This is a genomic window from Streptomyces sp. YJ-C3 (genome assembly GCF_053891275.1).
Genome location: NZ_CM132685.1, coordinates 6,184,787 through 6,204,735, shown reverse-complemented (window position 1 = coordinate 6,204,735; position 19,949 = coordinate 6,184,787). Strand labels below are relative to the sequence as shown.

Here is a 19,949-nt window from a genome sequence, read left to right as displayed (position 1 = left end):
GGTGCGTGCCGGAGCCCGCGCAGCGTTGTCGCACGGCTCCGGCCGCACAGGTGGATCACCGCCACGAGACGGGTAGGGTCCGTGGCGTACTGTGCTTCAACTGCATTTACGTGGAAGGAAACGCGTGGAAGCCAACCCTCGTAGCACCGGGCGTCTACCGGCAGCCTTCCTGACGCCGGGATCGTCGTCCTTCATGGACTTCCTGTCCGAGCACCAGCCCGAAATGCTGCCCGGCAACCGGCAGTTGCCGCCGACGCAGGGCGTCATCGAAGCCCCGCACGGCACGACCATCGTCTCCGTGACGTTCCCCGGAGGCGTGGTGCTCGCCGGTGACCGGCGGGCCACGATGGGGAATGTGATCGCGCAGCGCGACATCGAGAAGGTCTTCCCGGCGGACGAGTACTCGGCCGTCGGCATCGCCGGCACCGCCGGTCTGGCCGTCGAGATGGTCAAGCTCTTCCAGCTGGAGCTGGAGCACTTCGAGAAGGTCGAGGGTGCCCAGCTGTCGCTGGAGGGCAAGGCGAACCGGCTGTCCACGATGATCCGGTCGAACCTCGGCATGGCGATGCAGGGGCTGGCCGTGGTGCCGCTGTTCGCCGGGTACGACGTCGACCGCGAGAAGGGCCGCATCTTCTCGTACGACGTCACGGGCGGGCGCAGTGAGGAGCACGGCTACGCCGCCACCGGTTCCGGCTCGGTCTTCGCGCGCGGGGCGATGAAGAAGCTCTACCGCGAGGATCTGACGGAGGAGCAGGCCACGACGCTGGTCGTGCAGGCGCTGTACGACGCGGCCGACGACGACTCGGCGACGGGTGGTCCGGACATGGCCCGGCGGATCTTCCCGATCGTCACGGTGATCTCGGAGGACGGGTTCCGTCGTCTGACGGACGACGAGTCGTCGGAGATCGCCCGCTCGATCCTCGAGCGGCGTCTGGAACAGCCGGACGGGCCGCGCGCCGCGCTGCTGTGAGCTGACTGTTCGCTCTTCTTGCCCCACTGACGCGTTACTGACAGAAAGGGACGGATAGCCGGTGTCGACGCCGTTCTATGTCTCACCCCAGCAGGCGATGGCCGACCGCGCGGAATACGCGCGCAAGGGCATCGCCCGCGGTCGCAGCCTGGTCGTGCTGCAGTACGCCGACGGCATCGTGTTCGTCGGCGAGAACCCGTCCCGTGCCCTGCACAAGTTCAGCGAGATCTACGACCGGATCGGCTTCGCGGCCGCCGGCAAGTACAACGAGTACGAGAACCTCCGTATCGGCGGCGTGCGCTACGCGGATCTGCGCGGCTACACGTACGACCGTGACGATGTGACGGCCCGTGGTCTGGCGAACGTGTACGCGCAGACGCTGGGCACCATCTTCTCCAGTGCGGGTGAGAAGCCCTACGAGGTGGAGCTGGTCGTCGCGGAGGTCGGTGAGTCCGCCGAGGGCGACCAGATCTACCGCCTGCCGCACGACGGGTCGATCGTCGACGAGCACGGCTCGGTGGCGGTCGGCGGCAACGCCGAGCAGATCAGCGGCTATCTCGACCAGCGCCACCAGGACGGCATGTCGCTGTCCGAGGCGCTGAAGCTGGCCGTGCAGGCGCTGTCGCGCGACACGAACGGCAGCGAGCGGGAGATCCCCGCGGAGCGTCTCGAGGTGGCGGTGCTGGACCGTACGCGGCCGCAGCAGCGCAAGTTCAAGCGGATCGCGGGGCGGCAGCTGTCGCGCCTGCTGACGGCCGAGGGCGCCGCCGAGGTGTCGAAGGCCGCGTCCGACGCGGTGTCCGACGACGACTCCACCGAGGAGTAGCCACCGGTTCGTCGTGCGTGTGCCCCGGCCGGTTCCCGAACCGGCCGGGGCACACGCATGTCACGCCTCGGCGGGCGGCGCCGGCGCCGTCGAGCCGCGCACGATCAACTCGACCGGCAGCGGGCCCGTTTCGGGCTCACGGCCCTCCAGGACGGCGAGCAGCGCCGCCATGCCCCGCTCGCCGAACTCCTCCGCCGGCAGCCGCACCGTGGTCAGCTCGGGCTCGACGGCGGTGGCCAGCGACAGATCGTCGAAGCCGGTGACCGAGAGCTGCTCGGGGATGCGCAGCCCCATGCGCCGGGCGGCCTTGTAGGCGCCCGTCGCGAGCTTGTCGTCGTCGCAGACGATCGCGGTGGGCCGGACCAGGCCCGAGGTGCGCAGGGCCCGCTCCGTGGCGACCAGGGCGTCCTCGACGGTGAGGGCGGAACGGACGGTACGGACCGTGGTGCCGGGCAACCGGGCGGTCCTGGCGGCCAGTTCACGGGCGCGCACGTCGAAGGTCCACGACCGCACCGCCGAGGCGAGGTGCAGGAAGTCGCGGTGGCCGAGCTCCAGCAGATGGTCCGTGATCTGCCGGATGCCGTCGGTGAGGTCCAGGTTCACCGTCGCGGCGCCGAGGCTGCCGGCCGGATCGCTGTCCAGCATGACGAGGGGCAGGTCGTCGCCGCGCAGCGCGGTGACGGCGTCGGCGGCCATGGACGAGGCCAGGATGCCGTCCAGGGCGGCGCGGGCGGAGGGGAACGGATCGCGGGCCGGGCCGACGCCGACCGGCGACGGGTAGAGGACGACACCGAAGTCGTGCCGGGCCGCGACCCGGGCCGCTCCTGTGTAGACGCCGGCGAAGAACTCGTTCGTGAGCGCGGGCACGACGAGCAGGGCGGTGCGGGTGCGCCCGAGACGGAGATTGCGGGCCGCGAGGTTCGGGCGGTACCCCAGCTCCCGGGCCGCCGCCCGGACCCGCTCGGCCGTGGCCACGGCGACCCGGCCGCGCCACTTGTCGCCCATGACCAGGGAGACGGCGGCCTGCGAGACGCCTGCGGCGCGGGCCACGTCCCGGCTGGTGGGGCGGGTGGTCGCCGGCCCGTCCGTACCGCTGCTCACTGCTGCCTCCGTGTGTCTCGTCCCCGGGTGCTCGACGTTATCGGGTGGCTCCCCGGACGGCGTGCGTGGTACGTATAACCCCTCGACGTTATACGTAAAACTTCAGCAGAGGGCGGGGCGATGGCCGCGGGATATGCGGAGATCCTCAGGGCGCGGCACGCGATGCGGCTGCTCACGGGCACGCTGGTGGGCCGGCTGCCGAACGCCACGGCGGCGATCGCCATCGTCCTGTTCATCCGCGACGAGGGCGGCACGTACAGCCTCTCCGGAGCGCTCGCGGCGGTCTACGGAGTGGGCAACGCGATCGGGCAGCCGCTGCTCGGCCGCCTCGTCGACCTGCACGGCCAGCCGAAGGTGCAGCTGCCCGCGGCGCTGTCGTCCGCCCTCGCGACGGCCGTGTTCGCCTTCGCCGGGACCGGCTCGCTGCCGCTGGCGTACGGCGCCGTCGCCGTCGCGGGTCTGCTCACGCCGCCGCTGGAGGGCGGCCTGCGGGCGCTCTGGCCGAGCGTGCTGTCGCGCGAGGAGCAGGTGCACACCGCGTACGCGATGGACGCGATCGCCCAGGAGGTCATGTTCACCGTCGGCCCGTTGCTGGTGACCGTCTGCGTCTCGCTGTGGTCCGCGCAGGCCGCCCTGCTCGTCCTGAACGTGATCGGTGTGCTGGGGGCGCTGTCGGTCGTGCTGTCCAAGCCCTCGCGGGAGTGGCGTTCGGCGCCGCGCGAGGCGCACTGGCTGGGCGCCCTGCGCTCGCCGGGCCTGCTCGTCCTGCTCGCCGCCTTCCTGTTCATCGGGCTCGCACTCGGCTCGATCACCGTGGCCGGCGTCTCGTACGCGGACGGGAACGGCGGGGACGCCACCTACGGCTGGATGATGGCGGCGCTGGGGCTCGGCGCCCTGGTGGGCGGCACCGCGTACGGCGCCCGGCAGTGGGGCGGCGCCCCGGAGGCGCGGCTTCGGGTGCTGGTGGCTCTTCTCGCCCTGTTCTACGTCCCGTTGACGCTGATGCCCGGACCGGCGGCGATGGTGGCGCTCACGGCGGTCGCCGGGGTCTTCCTCGCGCCGTGCATCGCCTGCGCGTTCATCGTCGTCGACCGGCACGCGCCGCGGGGGACGGTGACGGAGGCGTTCTCCTGGCTCGTGACGACGTTCACGGTCGGCGCCAGCGCGGGCACGGCCGTCGCGGGACCGGTCGTCGAGTGGGGCGGCACCCGGTGGGGTTTCACCGTGCCGGCCGCCACCGGGACGGTCGCGCTGCTCGTGCTGCTGGCCATGGGCCGGGTTCTCACGGTCCCGCGCACGTCCGGGCGTGTCGCGCTCGCGTCGGAAAATGATCCAAACCGTGCTGCCGAACCCCGTTTCAGCTCGGGGGATCGGGCGTAATGTTCAGTCATGGACCGCCGCATTTTCGGGCTGGAGAACGAGTACGGCGTCACATGCACGTTCAGGGGACAGCGACGCCTGTCACCTGACGAGGTGGCGCGGTACCTCTTCCGCCGTGTCGTGTCATGGGGCCGCAGCAGCAATGTCTTTCTGCGGAACGGTGCCCGCCTCTATCTTGACGTGGGTTCGCATCCGGAATACGCAACACCGGAATGCGACAACGTGACCGAACTGGTCACCCACGACAAGGCGGGCGAGCGCATTCTGGAAGGCCTGCTCGTCGACGCCGAACGACGCCTGCACGAGGAGGGAATCGCAGGCGACGTATACCTGTTCAAGAACAACACCGACTCGGCGGGAAACTCCTACGGCTGCCACGAGAATTACCTGGTGGCGCGGCACGGGGAGTTCTCGCGGCTCGCGGACATCCTCATCCCCTTCCTGGTCACGCGTCAGTTGCTGTGCGGCGCGGGCAAGGTGCTGCAGACTCCGCGCGGCGCCGTGTACTGCGTGAGCCAGCGCGCCGAGCACATCTGGGAGGGCGTCAGCTCCGCGACGACGCGTTCCCGGCCGATCATCAACACCCGCGACGAACCGCACGCGGACGCCGAGCGCTACCGCCGTCTGCACGTCATCGTCGGCGACTCGAACATGTCCGAGACGACCATGCTCCTCAAGGTCGGCGCCACCGACCTGGTGCTGCGCATGATCGAGGCGGGCACGGTGATGCGCGACCTGACCCTGGAGAACCCGATCCGGGCCATCCGCGAGGTCAGCCACGACATCACGGGCCGCCGCAAGGTGCGCCTGGCCAGCGGCCGCGAGGCCTCGGCTCTCGAAGTACAGCGCGAGTACTACGAGAAGGCCGTCGACTTCGTGGAGCGCCGGGGCATCCGCACCGGCACCGTCGACCAGGTCCTGGAGCTGTGGGGCCGCACGCTCGACGCGATCGAGGCCGAGGACCTCGACCGCATCGGCACCGAGATCGACTGGGTCATGAAGTACAAGCTCATCGAGCGGTACCGGGCCAAGCACAACATGACCATGTCGCACCCGAGGGTCGCGCAGATAGACCTCGCGTACCACGACATCCACCGCCGCCGGGGCCTCTACTACCTCCTGGAGAAGAAGGGCCAGGCCGCCCGGATCTGCAACGACCTGAAGATCTTCGAGGGCAAGTCCGTGCCGCCGCAGACCACGCGCGCGAGGCTGCGCGGCGACTTCATCCGCCGGGCCCAGGAGCAGCGCCGTGACTTCACGGTCGACTGGGTGCACCTGAAGCTGAACGACCAGGCGCAGCGCACGGTGCTGTGCAAGGACCCGTTCCGCAGCGTGGACGACCGGGTGGAGAAGCTGATCGCCGGAATGTAGTCCGACGGTCGAGCAATCCTTTGAAGGGCCCCGTACGAATCATTCGTACGGGGCCTTCGGCCGTCCTTGGAAAAGCTGTGCGAGGGCCTAGAGTGGCCGGACTGTACTCGAGCGACTTGAGGATCACTGTGCGACGCCGACTTGCAGCTCTACTGATCGTGCCGGCACTGGCGCTGACCGCGACGGCCTGCGGCAGCGACGACGGCAAGAAGGACGCGACGGACAAGGCGGAGTCCTCGTCCGCGGCGCCCAAGGCTGCTGACGTGCCCAAGGCGGTCGACACCGCCGACCCGATGCCCGAGGTGAGCGGCGCCGTCGGCAAGAAGGCGACGATCAAGCTGCCCAAGGGCGACCCGAGCGGCAAGTTCGTCGTGCACACGCTCTCCGAGGGCAGCGGCGCCGAGGTGAAGAAGAACGACCTGGTGTCGATGAACTTCACCGGCAAGCTCTGGAAGGGCGGCAAGGACCTCGGCACCACGTACGGGGCGCAGGGCGGCGGCGACCAGATGGTGACCGCGGGCGGCGAGGGCCAGCTCCCGGCCTTCGCGCAGTCCGTGCTCGGGCAGAAGGAGGGCAGCCGGGTCCTCGTCGTGGCGCCGCCGGCCGCGGGCTTCGGCAGCCAGGGCAACCCGCAGGTCGGCATCTCCGGCTCGGACACGCTCGTCTTCGCCATGGACATCGGCAAGGTCGTCCGGGACTCCGCGGCCAAGCAGTCGGCCATCCCGTCGGACCTGCCGCAGATCAACGCCGACCAGCCGGCGCCCGCGAAGATCTCCGTCCCGAAGAACGACCCGCCCAAGGACCTCGTCGACAAGGTCCTGATCCAGGGCAAGGGCGCCGAGGTCAAGAGCGGCCAGACGGTCAGCATGCAGTACAGCGGTGCCGCCTGGAAGCCCAACGAGGGCAAGGACAAGGCCGAGCTGTTCGACTCGTCCTACAACACCGGCCAGCCGTTCCAGACCGTCATCGGCAAGGGCCAGGTCATCAAGGGCTGGGACACCGGCATCGTCGGCAAGCACATCGGTGACCGGGTGCTCCTGGTGATCCCGGCCGACCAGGCGTACGGCAAGCAGGCCAAGGGCAAGACCCTGCCGGCCAACTCGACGCTCGTCTTCGTGGTCGACATCCTCTCCGCGCACTGACCGCCGGAGAAATGGCAGACTGTCCCGGTTGCCCAACCGCCAACAAGCAGGAGCACTTCTCGTGAACATCGACAAGCCCGAGATCGATTTCCCGGACGGTCCGGTCCCCACTGACCTGGAGATCGTGGACATCTGGGAGGGCGACGGTGCCGAGGCCAAGGCCGGGGACTTCGTCAAGGTCCACTACGTGGGTGTGTCCTTCTCCTCCGGTGAGGAGTTCGACGCCTCGTGGAACCGCGGCAACCCGCTGGAGTTCCAGCTCGGTGCCGGCCAGGTCATCCAGGGCTGGGACAAGGGCGTCCAGGGCATGAAGGTCGGCGGCCGTCGCAAGCTGACCATCCCCGCGCACCTCGCCTACGGCGAGCGTGGCGCCGGCGGTGGCCGTATCGCCCCCGGCGAGACGCTGATCTTCGTCTGTGACCTGATCTCCGTCTGAGATCGTCAGACAACGACCGCAAGCGGTCATCCCTGGGCCCATGCCTGTTGGCATGGGCCCTCGGCTTTTGCCACGACACCCGGGGGCGGTACGGTCAACGGTCGGGAGCCACATGAGGAAAGGGCGTCGATGGCCATTGCCAAGGCCGAGCGGCTGATGAATCTGGCGCTGTGCCTGCTCGGGACCCGGCGTCCGCTCAGCAAGCGCGAGCTGCGGGGGTCCATCGAGGCCTACCTGGAAGCCGGCAACGACGACTCCTTCAACCGGATGTTCGAGCGTGACAAGGACGACCTGCGCGAGCTCGGCCTGGTCATCGAGACCGTGGAGAACCTGGACGGCGAGGTCGGCTATCTCGCCCGCCGCGACAGCAACCGGCTGCCCCCGGTCACGCTCGACGCCGAGGAGGCCGCGGCCCTCGGTCTCGCCGCGAAGGTCTGGCAGCAGGCCCGCCTCGCCGGGGCCGCCAGCGGCGCCCTGCAGAAGCTGCGCGCTGCCGGGATGCCCGAGGACGTGGACCCGTACGAGGCCCACAGCGCGCTGGAACCCCGGATCCCCGTGCACGAGGCGTCCTTCGAGCCGCTGATGCTGGCCTGCCGCGACCGCCGCCCCGTCGTCTTCGACTACCGCAAGGCCACCGCGGCCCGGCCCGAGCCCCGGCACGTCGAGCCGTGGGCCCTGGAGTGCTGGCGCGGCCACTGGTACCTGGCGGGCTGGGACCGCGACCGGCAGGCCGAGCGGGTCTTCCGGCTCTCCCGGATCACCGGCAAGGTCCGCTCCCGCGCCGGCCGTTTCACGGCGCCGGTGCCGGACGTGGTGACCGTGCGGGAGACCGTCGCGAGCTGGGCGGGGGAGAGCGCCACGCGCTCCGCGCTGATCCGGCTGCGCACGGGCGCTGGCTACCCGCTGCGCGCCAAGGCCGTCGCCGTACGGGAACGGGGCGAGGGCTGGGACGAGTTGGAGATCCCGTACGGGCACGGGCTCGACGCCTGGCTCGTGGAGTTCGGCCCCGACGTGGTCGTCCTCGAGCCCGCCGAGCTGCGGGCCGATGTCGTGGACCGGCTGCGCGCCGTGGCCAAGGGCTGAGCGCGGGACTGAGGGGAGCACGGACGAGCATGGCTGCCAACGCCATCGACCAGACCCGGCGGATGCTGTCGCTGGTGACGTATCTGCGTGAGCGCCCGGGCGCCCGCGTCGAGGACGTCGCCCGCGCCTTCGGCATCACCGAGGACGAGCTGATCTCCGACCTGGACGTGCTGCCCCTGTGCGGCACGAGCTTCCGCGGCGGCGACCTGCTCGACATCGACACCGACGGCGACCGCATCTGGTGGCACAACCCCGACGACGTCGCCGAGCCGCTGCGCATCGCCGCCGACGAGGCGACCGCGCTGCTGGTGGCGGCGCGCGCGGTGGCCACGCTGCCGGGGCTGCGCGAGAGCGACCGGCTCGCGCTGCTGCGCGCCACCGCGAAACTGGAGGCGGCGGCCGGCGAGGTGGCGAGCGCGAGCGCCCGCCTGAACGTCACCTTCGAGTCCGAAGGCGGTGTCTTCGCCGACGTCGACCGTGCGATCTCCGAGCGCCGCCGCCTGTGGATCCGCTACTACTCGCCCGCGCGCGACGAGGTCACCGAGCGGGAGATCGACCCGATCCGCCTGGTCAGCGTCGGTCACACCTACGTAGAGGCGTGGTGCCGCAGGTCCGAGGCGCGGCGCACGTTCCGGCTCGACCGGGTCGCCGAGATCCGGATCCTGGACGAGGCCGCGGCACCGCCCGAGGTGGAGCTGCGTGATCTCTCCGAGGGACTCGTGCAGCCCGCGGCCGAGGACCCGGAGGTCGTCGTCGAGGTCGGACCCGGCGGGCGCTGGGTGGCCGAGTACTACCCGCACGACAGCGCCGAGGAGCTGGCGGACGGTGGTCTGCGGATCACGCTGCGCACGCCCGACCCCTCCTCGCTCCGCCGGCTCGCGCTGCGGCTCGGCCGGGACGGGCACATCGTGGCACCGGCCGAGCTGGCCGTGAGCGCGCGGGACGCGGCGCGGCAGGCGCTGGCCGCGTACGACGGGGCCGCGTGAGGGAGCGTGAGGCAGTCGGACACGCTCTCCGGGATACATGGCGCAGAACGGATGAAAGGTGCGAGGTGGTCGAAATGACTCATGTGGCCGGTTTCACTGATATCGCCACGATGTCCGCCACGGTCGCCGCCCCGGCGCCCGTCGTCTTCAAGGCTGCCTGCCCGGACTGCCGCGCCCGCTTCGAACTGGCCGCGACAGCGATCCGGTTGGCGATCGGCGCGAGCCGCAGGACCACCTTCTACTCCTTCACCTGCCCCGAGTGCGACGCCGCGGTGCGCAAGCCCGCCGGTGAGCGCATCGTCGAACTCCTCACGGGCGGCGGGGTGCGCACGCTCCGCCTCCACCAGACCGTCTAGGCTCGGCGCATGTTCTGGGCGATGCTGGCCGTGGCTGTGGGTTTCGTGGGGCTTGCCGTGCTGGCCGTCCTCGCGATCAAGGTGTTCGTCGAGGCACAGCGCCTCGGGCGTCAAGTCGCCGACACCACACAGCAGATCAATCGCGCCGCCGAGGAACTGGAGCGGGCCGCGGTCACCGTGGCGAAGGCCGGCGGTGAAGCCCTCTGACCTCCTCGCCGTGACCTGCGGGGAGGGATGGAAAGCGCTTTACCGCTGTGGCCTGTCCGTCTGCCAGGTTCGGCGGGTACGCTCGCTTACGCGGCCCGGGAGTGAGGCGCGGGCCGCAACTGGGAGTACGCACAGGGATTGCCCCGTGTTCACCCCCACGGGATACGATCGCTGCCAGCACGGTGGTCGGACAACAGTCCGAAGTCCGACCGGTACCGGCAGTCCCGCCCCTGCCGCCTCAGTGAGAAGGTAAACGCATATGTTCGGTGGAAAGATCGGCGCCCCCGAGTTGATCATCCTGCTCGTGGTCATCCTCCTCCTGTTCGGCGCGAAGAAGCTCCCGGACATGGCGCGCTCGCTCGGCAAGTCGGCCCGCATCCTCAAGAGCGAGGCCAAGGCCATGAAGAGTGAGGGTGGCAACAAGGATGCCGCTCCCTCGGACCCGCCGAAGAAGGACGACCAGCAGCCGCCGGCCCAGCGCACCATCCAGGCCGCCCCGGGCGACGTGACCAGCTCGCGTCCCGTGTCCGAGTCGACCAACCAGACGACGCAGAGCTGATCAAGAGCTGATCGAAGGCCGCCCCTGTCAGGCGGCCTGCCGCACGAGATGAGGACGTGGGTTGCTCAAGTCTGCCCGCAAGCAGGAGAAGGACCCCGAGGGGCGGATGCCGCTCGCGGAGCACCTGCGTGAGCTTCGCAACCGGCTCGGGAAGGCCGTCCTGGCCATCCTCGTCGTGACGATCGTCGCTGCCTTCTACTACAAGGACATCATCGAGTTCTTCACGAACCCGGTGCTGGACTCGGTCGGTTGTGACAAGACCTTCTCGGAGCTCACGGCCCGCGCCGCCGACAACAAGGACGCCAACGAGCAGTGCGCCCGCATCGTGCTCAACGGCCTGATCACGCCCTTCACGCTCGCGCTGAAGGTGTCGCTGATGGCCGGTGTCGTCGGGGCGTCGCCGATCTGGCTGTACCAGCTGTGGGGCTTCATCGCCCCCGGTCTGCACAAGCACGAGAAGAAGTACGCGACCGCGTTCGTCGCGACCGGCGTGCCGCTCTTCCTCGGTGGCGCCTTCTTCGCGTACAAGACGCTGCCGACCATGGCGCGCGTGCTGCTGGACTTCTCGCCCGCGAACATCGACAACCAGCTGCCGCTGGACGAGCTGCTCGACCTGATCACCCGCATGGTGATCGTCTTCGGACTCTCCTTCGAGCTGCCGCTGCTCCTGGTCATGCTCAACCTCACGGGCGTGATCACCGGCAAGCGGATGCTCGGCTGGTGGCGCGGCATGATCATGGGCATCACCGTGTTCGCCGCGGTGGCCACGCCCAGTACGGACCCCCTCACGATGCTGGCCCTCGCCGGGCCGATCTGGGTCCTGTACTTCGCGGCGACCGCCTTCTCCCTGCTGAACGACCGTCGTAAGCGGCGCCTCGCGGAAGCGGGACCGGGCGACGACGAGGCCTCCGACCTCGACCTCACGCCCGAGGACATCGGCGACGTGGAGACGGTGTCGGCCAGCCGGGCCCTGCCCGAGCAGTCGACGGGCGAGAACGACCGGATCAACGGTTACGACGATGTGACCTGAGGCAACCCCTGCTCGTGGTCGGGCAGTTGTTAAGGTCCGGCCCGTGAGCAGCGACATCACCCTCTTCGTCAATCCCACCGCGGGACGCGGCCGGGGCGCAGGTGCTGCGCAGCCGGCCGCTTCCGCGTTGCGGGCGGCCGGCTTCTCCGTGCGTACCGTCATCGGGGAGGACGCCGCCGACGCGCTGGTACGCGCGCGTGCGGCGGTCTCCCGGGGGACCGGAGCCCTGGTCGCCGTCGGCGGGGACGGGCTGGTGAACCTCGCCCTGCAGGCCGTCGCCGGCACCCGCACCCCGCTCGGCGTGGTCGCCGTCGGCACCGGCAACGACTTCGCGCGCTCCCTCGGACTGCCCGTGCGCGAGCCGGCCGCGGCGGGCGCGCTCGTCGCCGAGGCCCTCAAGGGTTCGATGATCCGCGACATCGACCTGGGGCGGATCGGCGACCACTGGTTCGGCACCGTCCTCGCCTCCGGCTTCGACTCCCGGGTCAACGACCGCGGCAACCGTATGCGGCTGCCCCTCGGCCGGTTCAAGTACGACCTGGCGATCGTCGCGGAGCTGGCCGCCTTCAAGCCGGTGCCCTTCCGTCTGACGCTCGACGACGGCTCCGTGCGCGAGATCGCCGCGACCCTCGTCGCCGTCGGCAACGGCACCTCGTACGGGGGCGGCATGCGGATCTGCGCCGACGCCGACATGAGCGACGGACTGTTCGACGTCACCGTGGTCGGGGACTGCTCCCGTACGACGCTGCTGCGGGTGTTCCCGCGCGTCTACAAGGGCACGCATCTCACCCACCCTGTGGTGAGCGTGTTCCGTGCGGCCCGGGTGGAGCTGGCGGCGGACGACATCACGGGATACGCGGACGGCGAACCGGTCGGGCCGCTTCCGCTGGTCGCCGAGTGTGTGCCGGGGGCGGTCCGCGTCCTTACCGGATAATGATCGTCCGATGTCAGTGGTGGCCGGTAGGCTCGAAAGCACGATGACAGAGGACCTCTCACCGGCCGAGCGGTATGCGGCAGCCCGTCAGCGGGCCGCCGAGCAGGCCACCGCGCTCGCTTCCTTCCGCGAGATGTACGACTTCGGCCTCGACCCCTTCCAGATCGAGGCGTGTCAGGCGCTCGAGGCGGGCAAGGGCGTTCTGGTGGCCGCACCCACCGGCTCCGGCAAGACGATCGTCGGCGAGTTCGCCGTGCACCTCGCCCTCCAGCAGGGCAAGAAGTGCTTCTACACGACACCCATCAAGGCGCTGTCGAACCAGAAGTACCAGGACCTCGCCAAGCGCTACGGCGCCGACAAGGTCGGCCTGCTGACCGGCGACAACAGTGTGAACAGTGACGCGCCCGTGGTCGTGATGACCACCGAGGTGCTGCGCAACATGCTGTACGCGGGCTCCCAGTCGCTGCTCAATCTCGGCTATGTGGTCATGGACGAGGTGCACTACCTCTCCGACCGCTTCCGCGGCGCCGTATGGGAAGAGGTGATCATCCACCTCCAGGAGTCGGTCACGCTCGTCTCGCTGTCGGCGACGGTGTCGAACGCCGAGGAGTTCGGCGACTGGCTCGACACGGTGCGCGGCGACACCGAGGTGATCGTCTCCGAGCACCGGCCCGTGCCGCTGTTCCAGCACGTGCTCGCCGGGCGCAGGATGTACGACCTCTTCGAGGAGGGTGAGGGCCACAAGAAGGCCGTCAACCCCGACCTGACGCGGATGGCGCGCATGGAGGCGAGCCGTCCTTCGTACCAGGACCGTCGGCGCGGGCGGAACATGCGGGAGGCCGACCGGGAGCGGGAGCGGCGTCAGCGCTCCCGGATCTGGACACCGGGCCGTCCCGAAGTCATCGAGCGGCTCGACTCCGAGGGGCTGCTGCCGGCCATCACGTTCATCTTCAGCCGCGCCGCGTGCGAGGCGGCGGTGCAGCAGTGCCTGTACGCCGGGCTGCGGCTGAACGACGAGGAGGCGCGGGCCACGGTCCGCGAGATCGTCGAGGAGCGGACCGCGTCCATTCCGGACGAGGACCTGCACGTCCTCGGCTACTACGAGTGGCTCGAAGGGCTGGAGCGGGGCATCGCCGCCCACCACGCGGGCATGCTGCCGACCTTCAAGGAGGTCGTCGAGGAGCTGTTCGTGCGGGGCCTGGTGAAGGCCGTCTTCGCCACGGAGACGCTGGCCCTCGGTATCAACATGCCCGCCAGATCGGTGGTGCTGGAGAAGCTCGTCAAGTGGAACGGGGAGCAGCACGCCGACATCACACCCGGTGAGTACACCCAGCTGACGGGACGTGCGGGCCGGCGCGGCATCGACGTCGAGGGGCATGCCGTCGTGCTGTGGCAGCGCGGCTTCAGCCCGGAGCACCTCGCGGGACTCGCGGGCACGCGCACGTATCCGCTGAAGTCCAGCTTCAAGCCCTCGTACAACATGGCGGTGAACCTGGTCGAGCAGTTCGGCCGGCACCGCTCGCGCGAGCTGCTCGAGACCTCGTTCGCGCAGTTCCAGGCCGACAAGTCGGTGGTCGGGATCTCGCGGCAGGTGCAGAGGAACGAGGAAGGGCTCGAGGGCTACAAGGAGTCCATGACCTGCCACCTCGGGGACTTCGACGAGTACGCGCGACTGCGGCGCGACCTCAAGGACCGCGAGACGGAGCTGGCCAAGCAGGGCGCGGCCCAGCGCCGGGCTCAGGCCGCGGCGGCGCTGGAGAAGCTCAAGCCGGGCGACGTCATCCACGTACCGACGGGCAAGTTCGCGGGCCTCGCGCTCGTCCTGGACCCCGGGCTGCCGGCCGGGCGGTCCAACGGGCACCGCGGATTCGAGCACCACGACGGTCCGCGTCCCCTCGTGCTGACCGCGGAGCGGCAGGTCAAGCGGCTCGCCTCGATCGACTTCCCGGTGCCCGTGGAGGCGCTGGAGCGGATGCGGATCCCGAAGTCGTTCAACCCGCGCTCGCCGCAGTCCCGGCGCGATCTCGCGTCCGCGCTGCGCACCAAGGCCGGGCACATCGTGCCCGACCGGCACAAGAAGGGGCGCGCGGCGGCCGCCGACGACCGGGAGATCGCGCGGCTGCGGGCCGAGCTGCGGGCCCACCCCTGCCACGGCTGCTCCGAGCGTGAGGACCACGCCCGCTGGGCCGAGCGCTACCACCGGCTGCGGCGGGACACCGTGCAGCTGGAGCGGCGGATCGAGGGGCGGACGAACACGATCGCGCGGACCTTCGACCGCATCGTGAAGCTGCTGACCGAGATGGACTATCTGCGCGGCGACGAGGTCACCGAGCACGGCAAGCGGCTCGCGCGGCTCTACGGCGAGCTCGATCTGCTGGCCAGTGAGTGCCTGCGCGACGGCGTCTGGGAGGACCTGAACCCGGCCGAACTCGCCGCGTGCGTCTCGGCGTTGGTGTTCGAGGCGCGGGTCGCGGACGACGCGCTCGCGCCGAAGGTGCCGTCCGGCAAGGCGAAGGCCGCGCTCGGCGAGATGGTGCGGATCTGGGGCCGGCTCGACGCCCTGGAAGAGGAGTTCCGGATCAACCAGGCCGAGGGCGTCGGCCAGCGCGAACCCGATCTCGGGTTCGCCTGGGCCGCGTACCAGTGGGCCTCCGGCAAGGGCCTGGACGAGGTGCTGCGGGAGGCGGAGATGCCGGCCGGCGACTTCGTCCGGTGGTGCAAGCAGGTCATCGACGTGCTGGGGCAGATCGCGGCGGCGGCGCCCCACGACGGTTCGTCGACGGTCGCCCGCAACGCGCGCAAGGCCGTGGACGGCCTGCTGCGCGGAGTGGTCGCCTACTCGTCGCTGGGCTGAGACCCGACCGGGGCCCGGCACCGGCCGGGCCCCGCAGGATCATGCCGCCGCGCGGGACGCGTCCCGCTTCGCGACCTCCTCGCGGACGATCGGGATCACGTGGCGGCCGAAGTCGATCGCGTCGTCGAGCAGGTCGTAGCCACGGGCCGAGAGGATCTCCACCCCCAGGTCGTAGTAGTCCAGGAGGGCCTGGGCCACGGTCTCCGGGGTGCCGACGAGAGCCGTCGAGTTGCCCGCGCCGCCGGTCTCCGTCGCCGTGGGGGTCCACAGGGCGCGGTCGTGGCGCTCGCCCTGGGACGCCGCCGCGAGAAGCCGCTGCGAACCCGCGTTCTCCGGGTTCTTCAGCGGATGGCGGCGGGAGAGCGGACTGCCCGCCTTGCGGGCCTTGATGCGGGCCAGCGTCGCATGGGCCTTCTCCCAGGCCAGTTCCTCCGTCGGCGCGATGATCGGGCGGAACGCGACCTGGATGCGGGGCACGTCCGTGCGGCCCGCCGCCTTCGCCGCCGCCTTGACCGACTCGATCTGCTCGGCGGTCTCGGCGAGGGGCTCGCCCCACAGGCAGTAGATGTCGGCCTCCGCGCCGCCCGCCGCGTACGCCGCGGGCGAGGAACCGCCGAACGAGACCAGCGGGTGCGGCTGTTGGACCGGGAAGGTGTCGCTCACGAAGTCGTGGAAGCGGTAGTGCGTGCCCTCGTGGTCGAACGGCTCGTGCGACGTCCACGCCTTCTTGATGATCTGGATCGCCTCACGGGTGCGGGCGTAGCGCTCGTCCTTGGTGAGGAAGTCGCCCTCGCGCTGCTGCTCGTGGTCGTTGCCACCCGTGATGAAGTGGACCGCGAGCCGGCCGTCGCTGATCCGGTCCAGCGTGGCGAAGGTCTTCGCGGCGAACGTCGGGTACGAGACGTTCGGGCGGTGCGCCACCAGGATCCGGATCTTCTCGGTGCGCGCCGCGATGAAGGCGGCCGCGGGGGACGGGTCGGGGGAGCCGGAGCCGTACGCGAAGAGGATCCGGTCCCAGCCGTACTCCTCGTGGGCGCGGGCGAGCCGCAGGGTGTAGTCCTTGTCGAAGGACGCGCCGGAGCGCGCGGTGACTTCGGAGCCTTCGTTGGTCGCGGCTATGCCGAGGAACTCTACGGGCATGGGGATACGCCTCTTCTGTTGTGCTGCGGGAACGGGTCAGTGGGTCGGCCTGATCGTCGTCAGACGCAACACGCCGCCGACCACACCCGACCGAAGTCGATGTGGTCGCGGGTGACCAGCCGCAGCTGAGGGCGCATGTGCTCAGTGGAACAGGGCGGCGCGTGAAACGTCAACCACCCCTTTTCGCCGCCGAGCCGGGTCGGTTCGGACAGCCGGACGCCCTCACTCCATGTGTGCGAATCGGAGCTGAGCGTGTAAATGGGAGCGAGTGTATGCCTGCGACGGGAGGTATTTCAGGGGCTTGCTGAATATGACTCGGCGATGATCCGGTCGGACTAAGCTCGCCCGCAGCGCACCGAGTTGAGATGGATTCGGTCGCTTGTTCCCCCATGCGCCGATGGTTCGCTTTGACCCCCCGAACGAAGCGCGACGAACCATCGCAAACTTCCCCGACCCGACCGTTTCAGAGGGCATACATGGTGAGTGTTCAATCGCCTCCCGGTGGCCGAGAAGTCCCCTACACACGCGTGCTGTTGCTGCCCGCCATGGTCATGGCCGCCGCCACCGGAGCGGCCGTCGCCCTGGTCACGGAGCCCGCGCGCGTCGCCGTCACCCTGTGCGGCGCGCTCGGCACGCTCTTGGTGATCGCCGTCGCGGCCGAGGCCGTCCGGCGCGGTCGTGTCGTCCGGGGCCTGCGCGCCCAGTACACGCGCCACGTCGCCGAACTGGAGGCGCACATCGCCGCCCAGGAACAGCGGACGATGCGCGTCGCCAAGGAAGTCCTGCCGCACGCCCTGTACCGGATGCGCACCGGCGACAACCCCAAGGACGCCGTCCGCAACACCTGCGACTCCGACCCCGCCTTCCGCGACACCACCCCGGGCGAGCGTGAACTCCTGCGCCTGGCCCTCAAGGAGATCGACCGCGAGGAGGCCATGCGCGACGCCGCGCAGCGCGCCTTCGTCTCCATCGCCCGCCGCGTCCAGGCCATCGTGCACAAACAGGCCCAGGAACTCCGCGAGATGGAAGAGGACCACGGCCGCAACCCCGAGGTCTTCGACGACCTCCTGCGCATCGACCACGGCACCGCCCTGATCGGCCGCCTCGCCGACTCCGTCACCGTCCTCGGCGGCGCCCGCCCCGGCCGCCAGTGGCCCAAGCCCGTCAAGCTCTACAGCGTGCTGCGCGGCGCCATGTCGCGCATCCTCGAGTACCCGCGCATCGATCTGCACGCGATCTGCGACGTGGCCATCAAGGGCATCTCCGTCGAGCCCCTCATCCACGCCTGCGCCGAACTCCTCGACAACGCCACCCGCTACTCGCCGCCGCAGACCCGGGTGCACGTCACCGCCGTCGAGGTGCAGACCGGCATCGCCATCGAGATCGAGGACGGCGGCGTCAGCCTCGGCGAGGAACAGCGCACCAGGGCCGAGCGGATGCTCGACAAGGCCAAGGCCGGCGTCGACCTCAACGACCTCGGCGAGAACCCGCGCCTCGGCCTCGCCATCGTCGGCCGGCTCTGCGCGATGTACGACATGCAGATCTCGCTGCGCCAGTCCGCCTACGGCGGCGTACGCGCCGTGCTCGTCGTCCCGCGCGACATGATGAGCACCCAGCCCGCGCCCGGCCTCGCCCACGGCATCGGCGCCACCGCCGTGCCGCGCGTCGACCACAACGGCGTACCGATCAAGGAAGAGCCGCGGCTGAAGAAGACGCGTCGCCCCACCACGGGACCGCGCCCCTCCGCCCCGCTCGTCGCGGCGAGGGAGGACGACGAACCCGTGGTCACCGAATGGCGGGCCAACGGGCTGCCGCAACGCCGCAGGAAAGTCGACACGAAGATCATCGAGAACCAGATCATCGTGACGCCGCGCAACCCCGACCTGACGATGCCGCCGCCCGGATCCGGCCCGGCGGCCGCTGCGCCACCCGCAGCCCCCGTGCCCGGGCCGTCCGTGGAGCCGGAGCACGACAAGCCGGCCCAGCCCGAACCCGGCCTGTGGGTCGAGGCGTTCATGAACGGCCTCAAGCCCGACGGGACCGGCGAACCGGGCCCGGGAGCGGACAAGCCGCACGACGACGCGTACTACCAGCAGGTCGACGAGGGAGACCACCAGTGATCCAGCAACGCGCCAACTTCGACTGGATGCTCAAGGAGCTCGCCGACGGCGTGCCCAATGTGCGCCAGGTGGTGGTGCTCTCCGCCGACGGTCTGCGCATCGCCCGGTTCGGCGGGGACCCCGACGGCGCCGACCGGATCGCCGCTGCCTGCGCGGGACTTCAGTCCCTCGCCTCCGCCGTCGCCTCCGAGATCCCGGAGAGCAACGGCAAGATGAACATGGTCATCATCGAGGTCGACGGCGGCTTCTTCTATCTGATGGCCGCGGGCAAGGGCGCGTACCTGGCCGTCCTCGCCGATCCGTACGTCGACGCGGGCCTCATCAGCCACCAGATGCGCGACCTCGTCATCCGGATCGGCGCCCACCTGACCAGCCCGCCCCGACGCAACGGCCAGACCGTATGACTCCGCGCCCTCCCGAACCCCCGTTCCGAGAACCGGAACCACCCCCGCAACGCGAGCGCCGTTCCGCGCAGGACCCCAAGGATCTCGAGCGGCTCTACGTCATCACCGGCGGCACCGACGGCACCGAGCGCGCGCCCCTCGATCTGGTCACCCTGATCGTGGCGCGCGCCGACCCGCCGGTCTCCGCGCCCCCCGAACAGGCCGCCGTCCTGCGCATGTGCCGGTCGCCCCTGTCCACGGCCGAGATCTCGGCCTACCTCAGCCTGCCGTTCAGCGTGGTCACCGTGCTGCTCGGCGAACTCCTCGCGGCCGAACTGGTCCAGGCGCGCGCACCGGTGATCCGTGGCGCCGTCGCGGACCGTTCCCTCCTCGAAGCGGTGATGCATGGACTACAGAAGCTCTGACGCCACCGGCGCCACGGACATGGCGGTCGGCAGCGTGCACATCCCCGGCCCGCGGGCCGAGGACCGGATGCCCGAGACGGTCACCTCCGCCGTGAAGATCGTCATCGTGGGCGGCTTCGGCGTCGGCAAGACGACGATGGTGGGCTCCGTCAGCGAGATCCGCCCGCTCACCACCGAGGAGACCATGACGCAGGCGGGCATCGGCGTCGACGACAACTACGGCTCGGACACCAAGACCGCCACCACCGTGGCCATGGACTTCGGGCGCATCAGCATCACCGACGAGCTCGTCCTCTATCTCTTCGGGACGCCCGGCCAGGAGCGCTTCTGGTTCCTGTGGAACGGCCTGTTCGAGGGCGCGCTCGGCGCCGTCGTGCTCATCGACACCCGCCGCCTCGAGGTCAGCTTCGATGTGATCGGCCGCCTGGAGGAGCGGGGCGTCCCGTTCGTCATCGCCAACAACGCCTTCCCGGACGGGCCGCGCTACCCCACCGAGGAACTGCGCAACGCCCTCGACCTCGACGCCCACGTGCCGATCATCGAGTGCGACGCGCGCCGTCGGGCCTCCAGCCGCGACGTCCTCATGACCCTCATGCGGTATCTGCACGAGATGGCTCTGCACCGCGCCTGAGCGGGCAGCGGCCTG

Annotated in this window: 20 protein-coding genes and 1 pseudogene; 19 read left to right on the top strand and 2 right to left on the bottom strand. The window is 70.2% G+C overall.

Annotated features, from left to right (window positions below; all coding sequences use genetic code 11):
• Positions 1-26 precede the first annotated feature (26 nt).
• The 3 genes and pseudogenes from ACVHNB_RS27815 to prcA all read left to right on the top strand — a co-directional run.
• Positions 27-173: pseudogene (locus ACVHNB_RS27815) on the top strand (endonuclease domain-containing protein); the annotation flags it as partial.
• A complete protein-coding gene (prcB, locus tag ACVHNB_RS27810; protein ID WP_428955816.1) occupies positions 125-970 on the top strand; it encodes a proteasome subunit beta in 846 nt (281 codons plus the stop codon). The pseudogene ACVHNB_RS27815 and the gene prcB, both read left to right, overlap by 49 nt.
• A gap of 61 nt (positions 971-1,031) precedes the next feature.
• Positions 1,032-1,796 carry a proteasome subunit alpha gene (gene prcA / locus ACVHNB_RS27805; RefSeq protein WP_428955817.1) on the top strand — a complete coding sequence of 255 codons (765 nt, stop codon included), beginning with the start codon at positions 1,032-1,034 and terminating at the stop codon, positions 1,794-1,796.
• Between the two features lie 60 nt (positions 1,797-1,856).
• Here prcA and ACVHNB_RS27800 read toward each other — a convergent pair whose 3' ends face one another.
• Positions 1,857-2,897, bottom strand: a complete 1,041-nt coding sequence (locus ACVHNB_RS27800; protein WP_428955818.1) for a LacI family DNA-binding transcriptional regulator — start codon at positions 2,895-2,897, stop codon at positions 1,857-1,859.
• Positions 2,898-3,017: 120 nt separating this feature from the next.
• Here ACVHNB_RS27800 and ACVHNB_RS27795 point away from each other — a divergent pair, with 120 nt between their 5' ends.
• The 12 genes from ACVHNB_RS27795 (at position 3,018) to ACVHNB_RS27740 (ending at position 15,235) form a co-directional block, all read left to right on the top strand.
• Positions 3,018-4,277, top strand: a complete 1,260-nt coding sequence (locus ACVHNB_RS27795; protein WP_428955819.1) for an MFS transporter — start codon at positions 3,018-3,020, stop codon at positions 4,275-4,277.
• A gap of 9 nt (positions 4,278-4,286) precedes the next feature.
• Positions 4,287-5,648: a Pup--protein ligase gene (gene pafA, locus ACVHNB_RS27790; protein ID WP_164558827.1), complete on the top strand. Its 1,362-nt coding sequence runs from the start codon at positions 4,287-4,289 to the stop codon at positions 5,646-5,648.
• A gap of 128 nt (positions 5,649-5,776) precedes the next feature.
• The gene (locus ACVHNB_RS27785; RefSeq protein WP_428955820.1) at positions 5,777-6,790 is read left to right on the top strand and encodes an FKBP-type peptidyl-prolyl cis-trans isomerase; all 1,014 of its coding nucleotides are present in this window, start codon (positions 5,777-5,779) and stop codon (positions 6,788-6,790) included.
• A 61-nt stretch (positions 6,791-6,851) separates the two neighbouring features.
• Complete coding sequence (locus ACVHNB_RS27780) at positions 6,852-7,226, top strand: FKBP-type peptidyl-prolyl cis-trans isomerase (RefSeq protein ID WP_428955821.1); 375 nt, start codon at positions 6,852-6,854, stop codon at positions 7,224-7,226.
• A gap of 129 nt (positions 7,227-7,355) precedes the next feature.
• Positions 7,356-8,309: a helix-turn-helix transcriptional regulator gene (locus ACVHNB_RS27775; protein WP_428955822.1), complete on the top strand. Its 954-nt coding sequence runs from the start codon at positions 7,356-7,358 to the stop codon at positions 8,307-8,309.
• Positions 8,310-8,338: 29 nt separating this feature from the next.
• The gene (locus ACVHNB_RS27770) at positions 8,339-9,295 is read left to right on the top strand and encodes a helix-turn-helix transcriptional regulator (RefSeq protein WP_428955823.1); all 957 of its coding nucleotides are present in this window, start codon (positions 8,339-8,341) and stop codon (positions 9,293-9,295) included.
• 110 nt (positions 9,296-9,405) lie between these two features.
• Positions 9,406-9,651: a hypothetical protein gene (locus ACVHNB_RS27765; protein WP_428957715.1), complete on the top strand. Its 246-nt coding sequence runs from the start codon at positions 9,406-9,408 to the stop codon at positions 9,649-9,651.
• Between the two features lie 9 nt (positions 9,652-9,660).
• Positions 9,661-9,858 carry a G protein-coupled receptor family protein gene (locus ACVHNB_RS27760; RefSeq protein WP_428955824.1) on the top strand — a complete coding sequence of 66 codons (198 nt, stop codon included), beginning with the start codon at positions 9,661-9,663 and terminating at the stop codon, positions 9,856-9,858.
• 259 nt (positions 9,859-10,117) lie between these two features.
• Positions 10,118-10,417 carry a Sec-independent protein translocase subunit TatA gene (gene tatA, locus ACVHNB_RS27755; protein ID WP_428955825.1) on the top strand — a complete coding sequence of 100 codons (300 nt, stop codon included), beginning with the start codon at positions 10,118-10,120 and terminating at the stop codon, positions 10,415-10,417.
• Between the two features lie 61 nt (positions 10,418-10,478).
• Complete coding sequence (gene tatC, locus ACVHNB_RS27750; RefSeq protein ID WP_428955826.1) at positions 10,479-11,447, top strand: twin-arginine translocase subunit TatC; 969 nt, start codon at positions 10,479-10,481, stop codon at positions 11,445-11,447.
• A gap of 43 nt (positions 11,448-11,490) precedes the next feature.
• Positions 11,491-12,381 carry a diacylglycerol kinase gene (locus ACVHNB_RS27745; protein ID WP_456226159.1) on the top strand — a complete coding sequence of 297 codons (891 nt, stop codon included), beginning with the start codon at positions 11,491-11,493 and terminating at the stop codon, positions 12,379-12,381.
• A gap of 43 nt (positions 12,382-12,424) precedes the next feature.
• Positions 12,425-15,235: a DEAD/DEAH box helicase gene (locus ACVHNB_RS27740; RefSeq protein WP_428955828.1), complete on the top strand. Its 2,811-nt coding sequence runs from the start codon at positions 12,425-12,427 to the stop codon at positions 15,233-15,235.
• Positions 15,236-15,274: 39 nt separating this feature from the next.
• On the opposite strand, the gene ACVHNB_RS27735 is transcribed toward ACVHNB_RS27740, so the two are convergent.
• On the bottom strand, positions 15,275-16,375 hold the full coding sequence (locus ACVHNB_RS27735; protein ID WP_428955829.1) for an LLM class flavin-dependent oxidoreductase: 1,101 nt from the start codon (positions 16,373-16,375) through the stop codon (positions 15,275-15,277).
• A gap of 476 nt (positions 16,376-16,851) precedes the next feature.
• Between ACVHNB_RS27735 and ACVHNB_RS27730 the strand changes: the two genes are divergently transcribed.
• The 4 genes from ACVHNB_RS27730 to ACVHNB_RS27715 are packed head-to-tail and all read left to right on the top strand — an operon-like array spanning position 16,852 to position 19,934.
• Positions 16,852-18,495 carry a sensor histidine kinase gene (locus ACVHNB_RS27730; protein WP_428955830.1) on the top strand — a complete coding sequence of 548 codons (1,644 nt, stop codon included), beginning with the start codon at positions 16,852-16,854 and terminating at the stop codon, positions 18,493-18,495.
• Positions 18,492-18,899, top strand: coding sequence for a roadblock/LC7 domain-containing protein (locus ACVHNB_RS27725; RefSeq protein ID WP_356494233.1), 408 nt, complete (start codon positions 18,492-18,494; stop codon positions 18,897-18,899). The genes ACVHNB_RS27730 and ACVHNB_RS27725 overlap by 4 nt, the downstream gene beginning before the upstream one ends.
• Positions 18,896-19,303, top strand: coding sequence for a DUF742 domain-containing protein (locus ACVHNB_RS27720; protein WP_428955831.1), 408 nt, complete (start codon positions 18,896-18,898; stop codon positions 19,301-19,303). The genes ACVHNB_RS27725 and ACVHNB_RS27720 overlap by 4 nt, the downstream gene beginning before the upstream one ends.
• On the top strand, positions 19,284-19,934 hold the full coding sequence (locus tag ACVHNB_RS27715; protein ID WP_428955832.1) for a GTP-binding protein: 651 nt from the start codon (positions 19,284-19,286) through the stop codon (positions 19,932-19,934). Before ACVHNB_RS27720 ends, ACVHNB_RS27715 begins: the two co-directional genes overlap by 20 nt.
• Positions 19,935-19,949: the final 15 nt, after the last annotated feature.

What these genes read in the sequence shown, in the direction of transcription:
- ACVHNB_RS27795 (WP_428955819.1), top strand. Translation starts at nt 3,018, where the DNA reads ATGGCCGCGGGATATGCGGAGATCCTCAGGGCGCGGCACGCGATGCGG.
- pafA (WP_164558827.1), top strand. Translation starts at nt 4,287, where the DNA reads ATGGACCGCCGCATTTTCGGGCTGGAGAACGAGTACGGCGTCACATGC.
- ACVHNB_RS27775 (WP_428955822.1), top strand. Translation starts at nt 7,356, where the DNA reads ATGGCCATTGCCAAGGCCGAGCGGCTGATGAATCTGGCGCTGTGCCTG.
- ACVHNB_RS27770 (WP_428955823.1), top strand. Translation starts at nt 8,339, where the DNA reads ATGGCTGCCAACGCCATCGACCAGACCCGGCGGATGCTGTCGCTGGTG.
- ACVHNB_RS27765 (WP_428957715.1), top strand. Translation starts at nt 9,406, where the DNA reads ATGTCCGCCACGGTCGCCGCCCCGGCGCCCGTCGTCTTCAAGGCTGCC.
- ACVHNB_RS27760 (WP_428955824.1), top strand. Translation starts at nt 9,661, where the DNA reads ATGTTCTGGGCGATGCTGGCCGTGGCTGTGGGTTTCGTGGGGCTTGCC.
- tatA (WP_428955825.1), top strand. Translation starts at nt 10,118, where the DNA reads ATGTTCGGTGGAAAGATCGGCGCCCCCGAGTTGATCATCCTGCTCGTG.
- ACVHNB_RS27740 (WP_428955828.1), top strand. Translation starts at nt 12,425, where the DNA reads ATGACAGAGGACCTCTCACCGGCCGAGCGGTATGCGGCAGCCCGTCAG.
- ACVHNB_RS27735 (WP_428955829.1), bottom strand. Translation starts at nt 16,375, where the DNA reads ATGCCCGTAGAGTTCCTCGGCATAGCCGCGACCAACGAAGGCTCCGAA.
- ACVHNB_RS27730 (WP_428955830.1), top strand. Translation starts at nt 16,852, where the DNA reads ATGGTGAGTGTTCAATCGCCTCCCGGTGGCCGAGAAGTCCCCTACACA.
- ACVHNB_RS27720 (WP_428955831.1), top strand. Translation starts at nt 18,896, where the DNA reads ATGACTCCGCGCCCTCCCGAACCCCCGTTCCGAGAACCGGAACCACCC.
- ACVHNB_RS27715 (WP_428955832.1), top strand. Translation starts at nt 19,284, where the DNA reads ATGGACTACAGAAGCTCTGACGCCACCGGCGCCACGGACATGGCGGTC.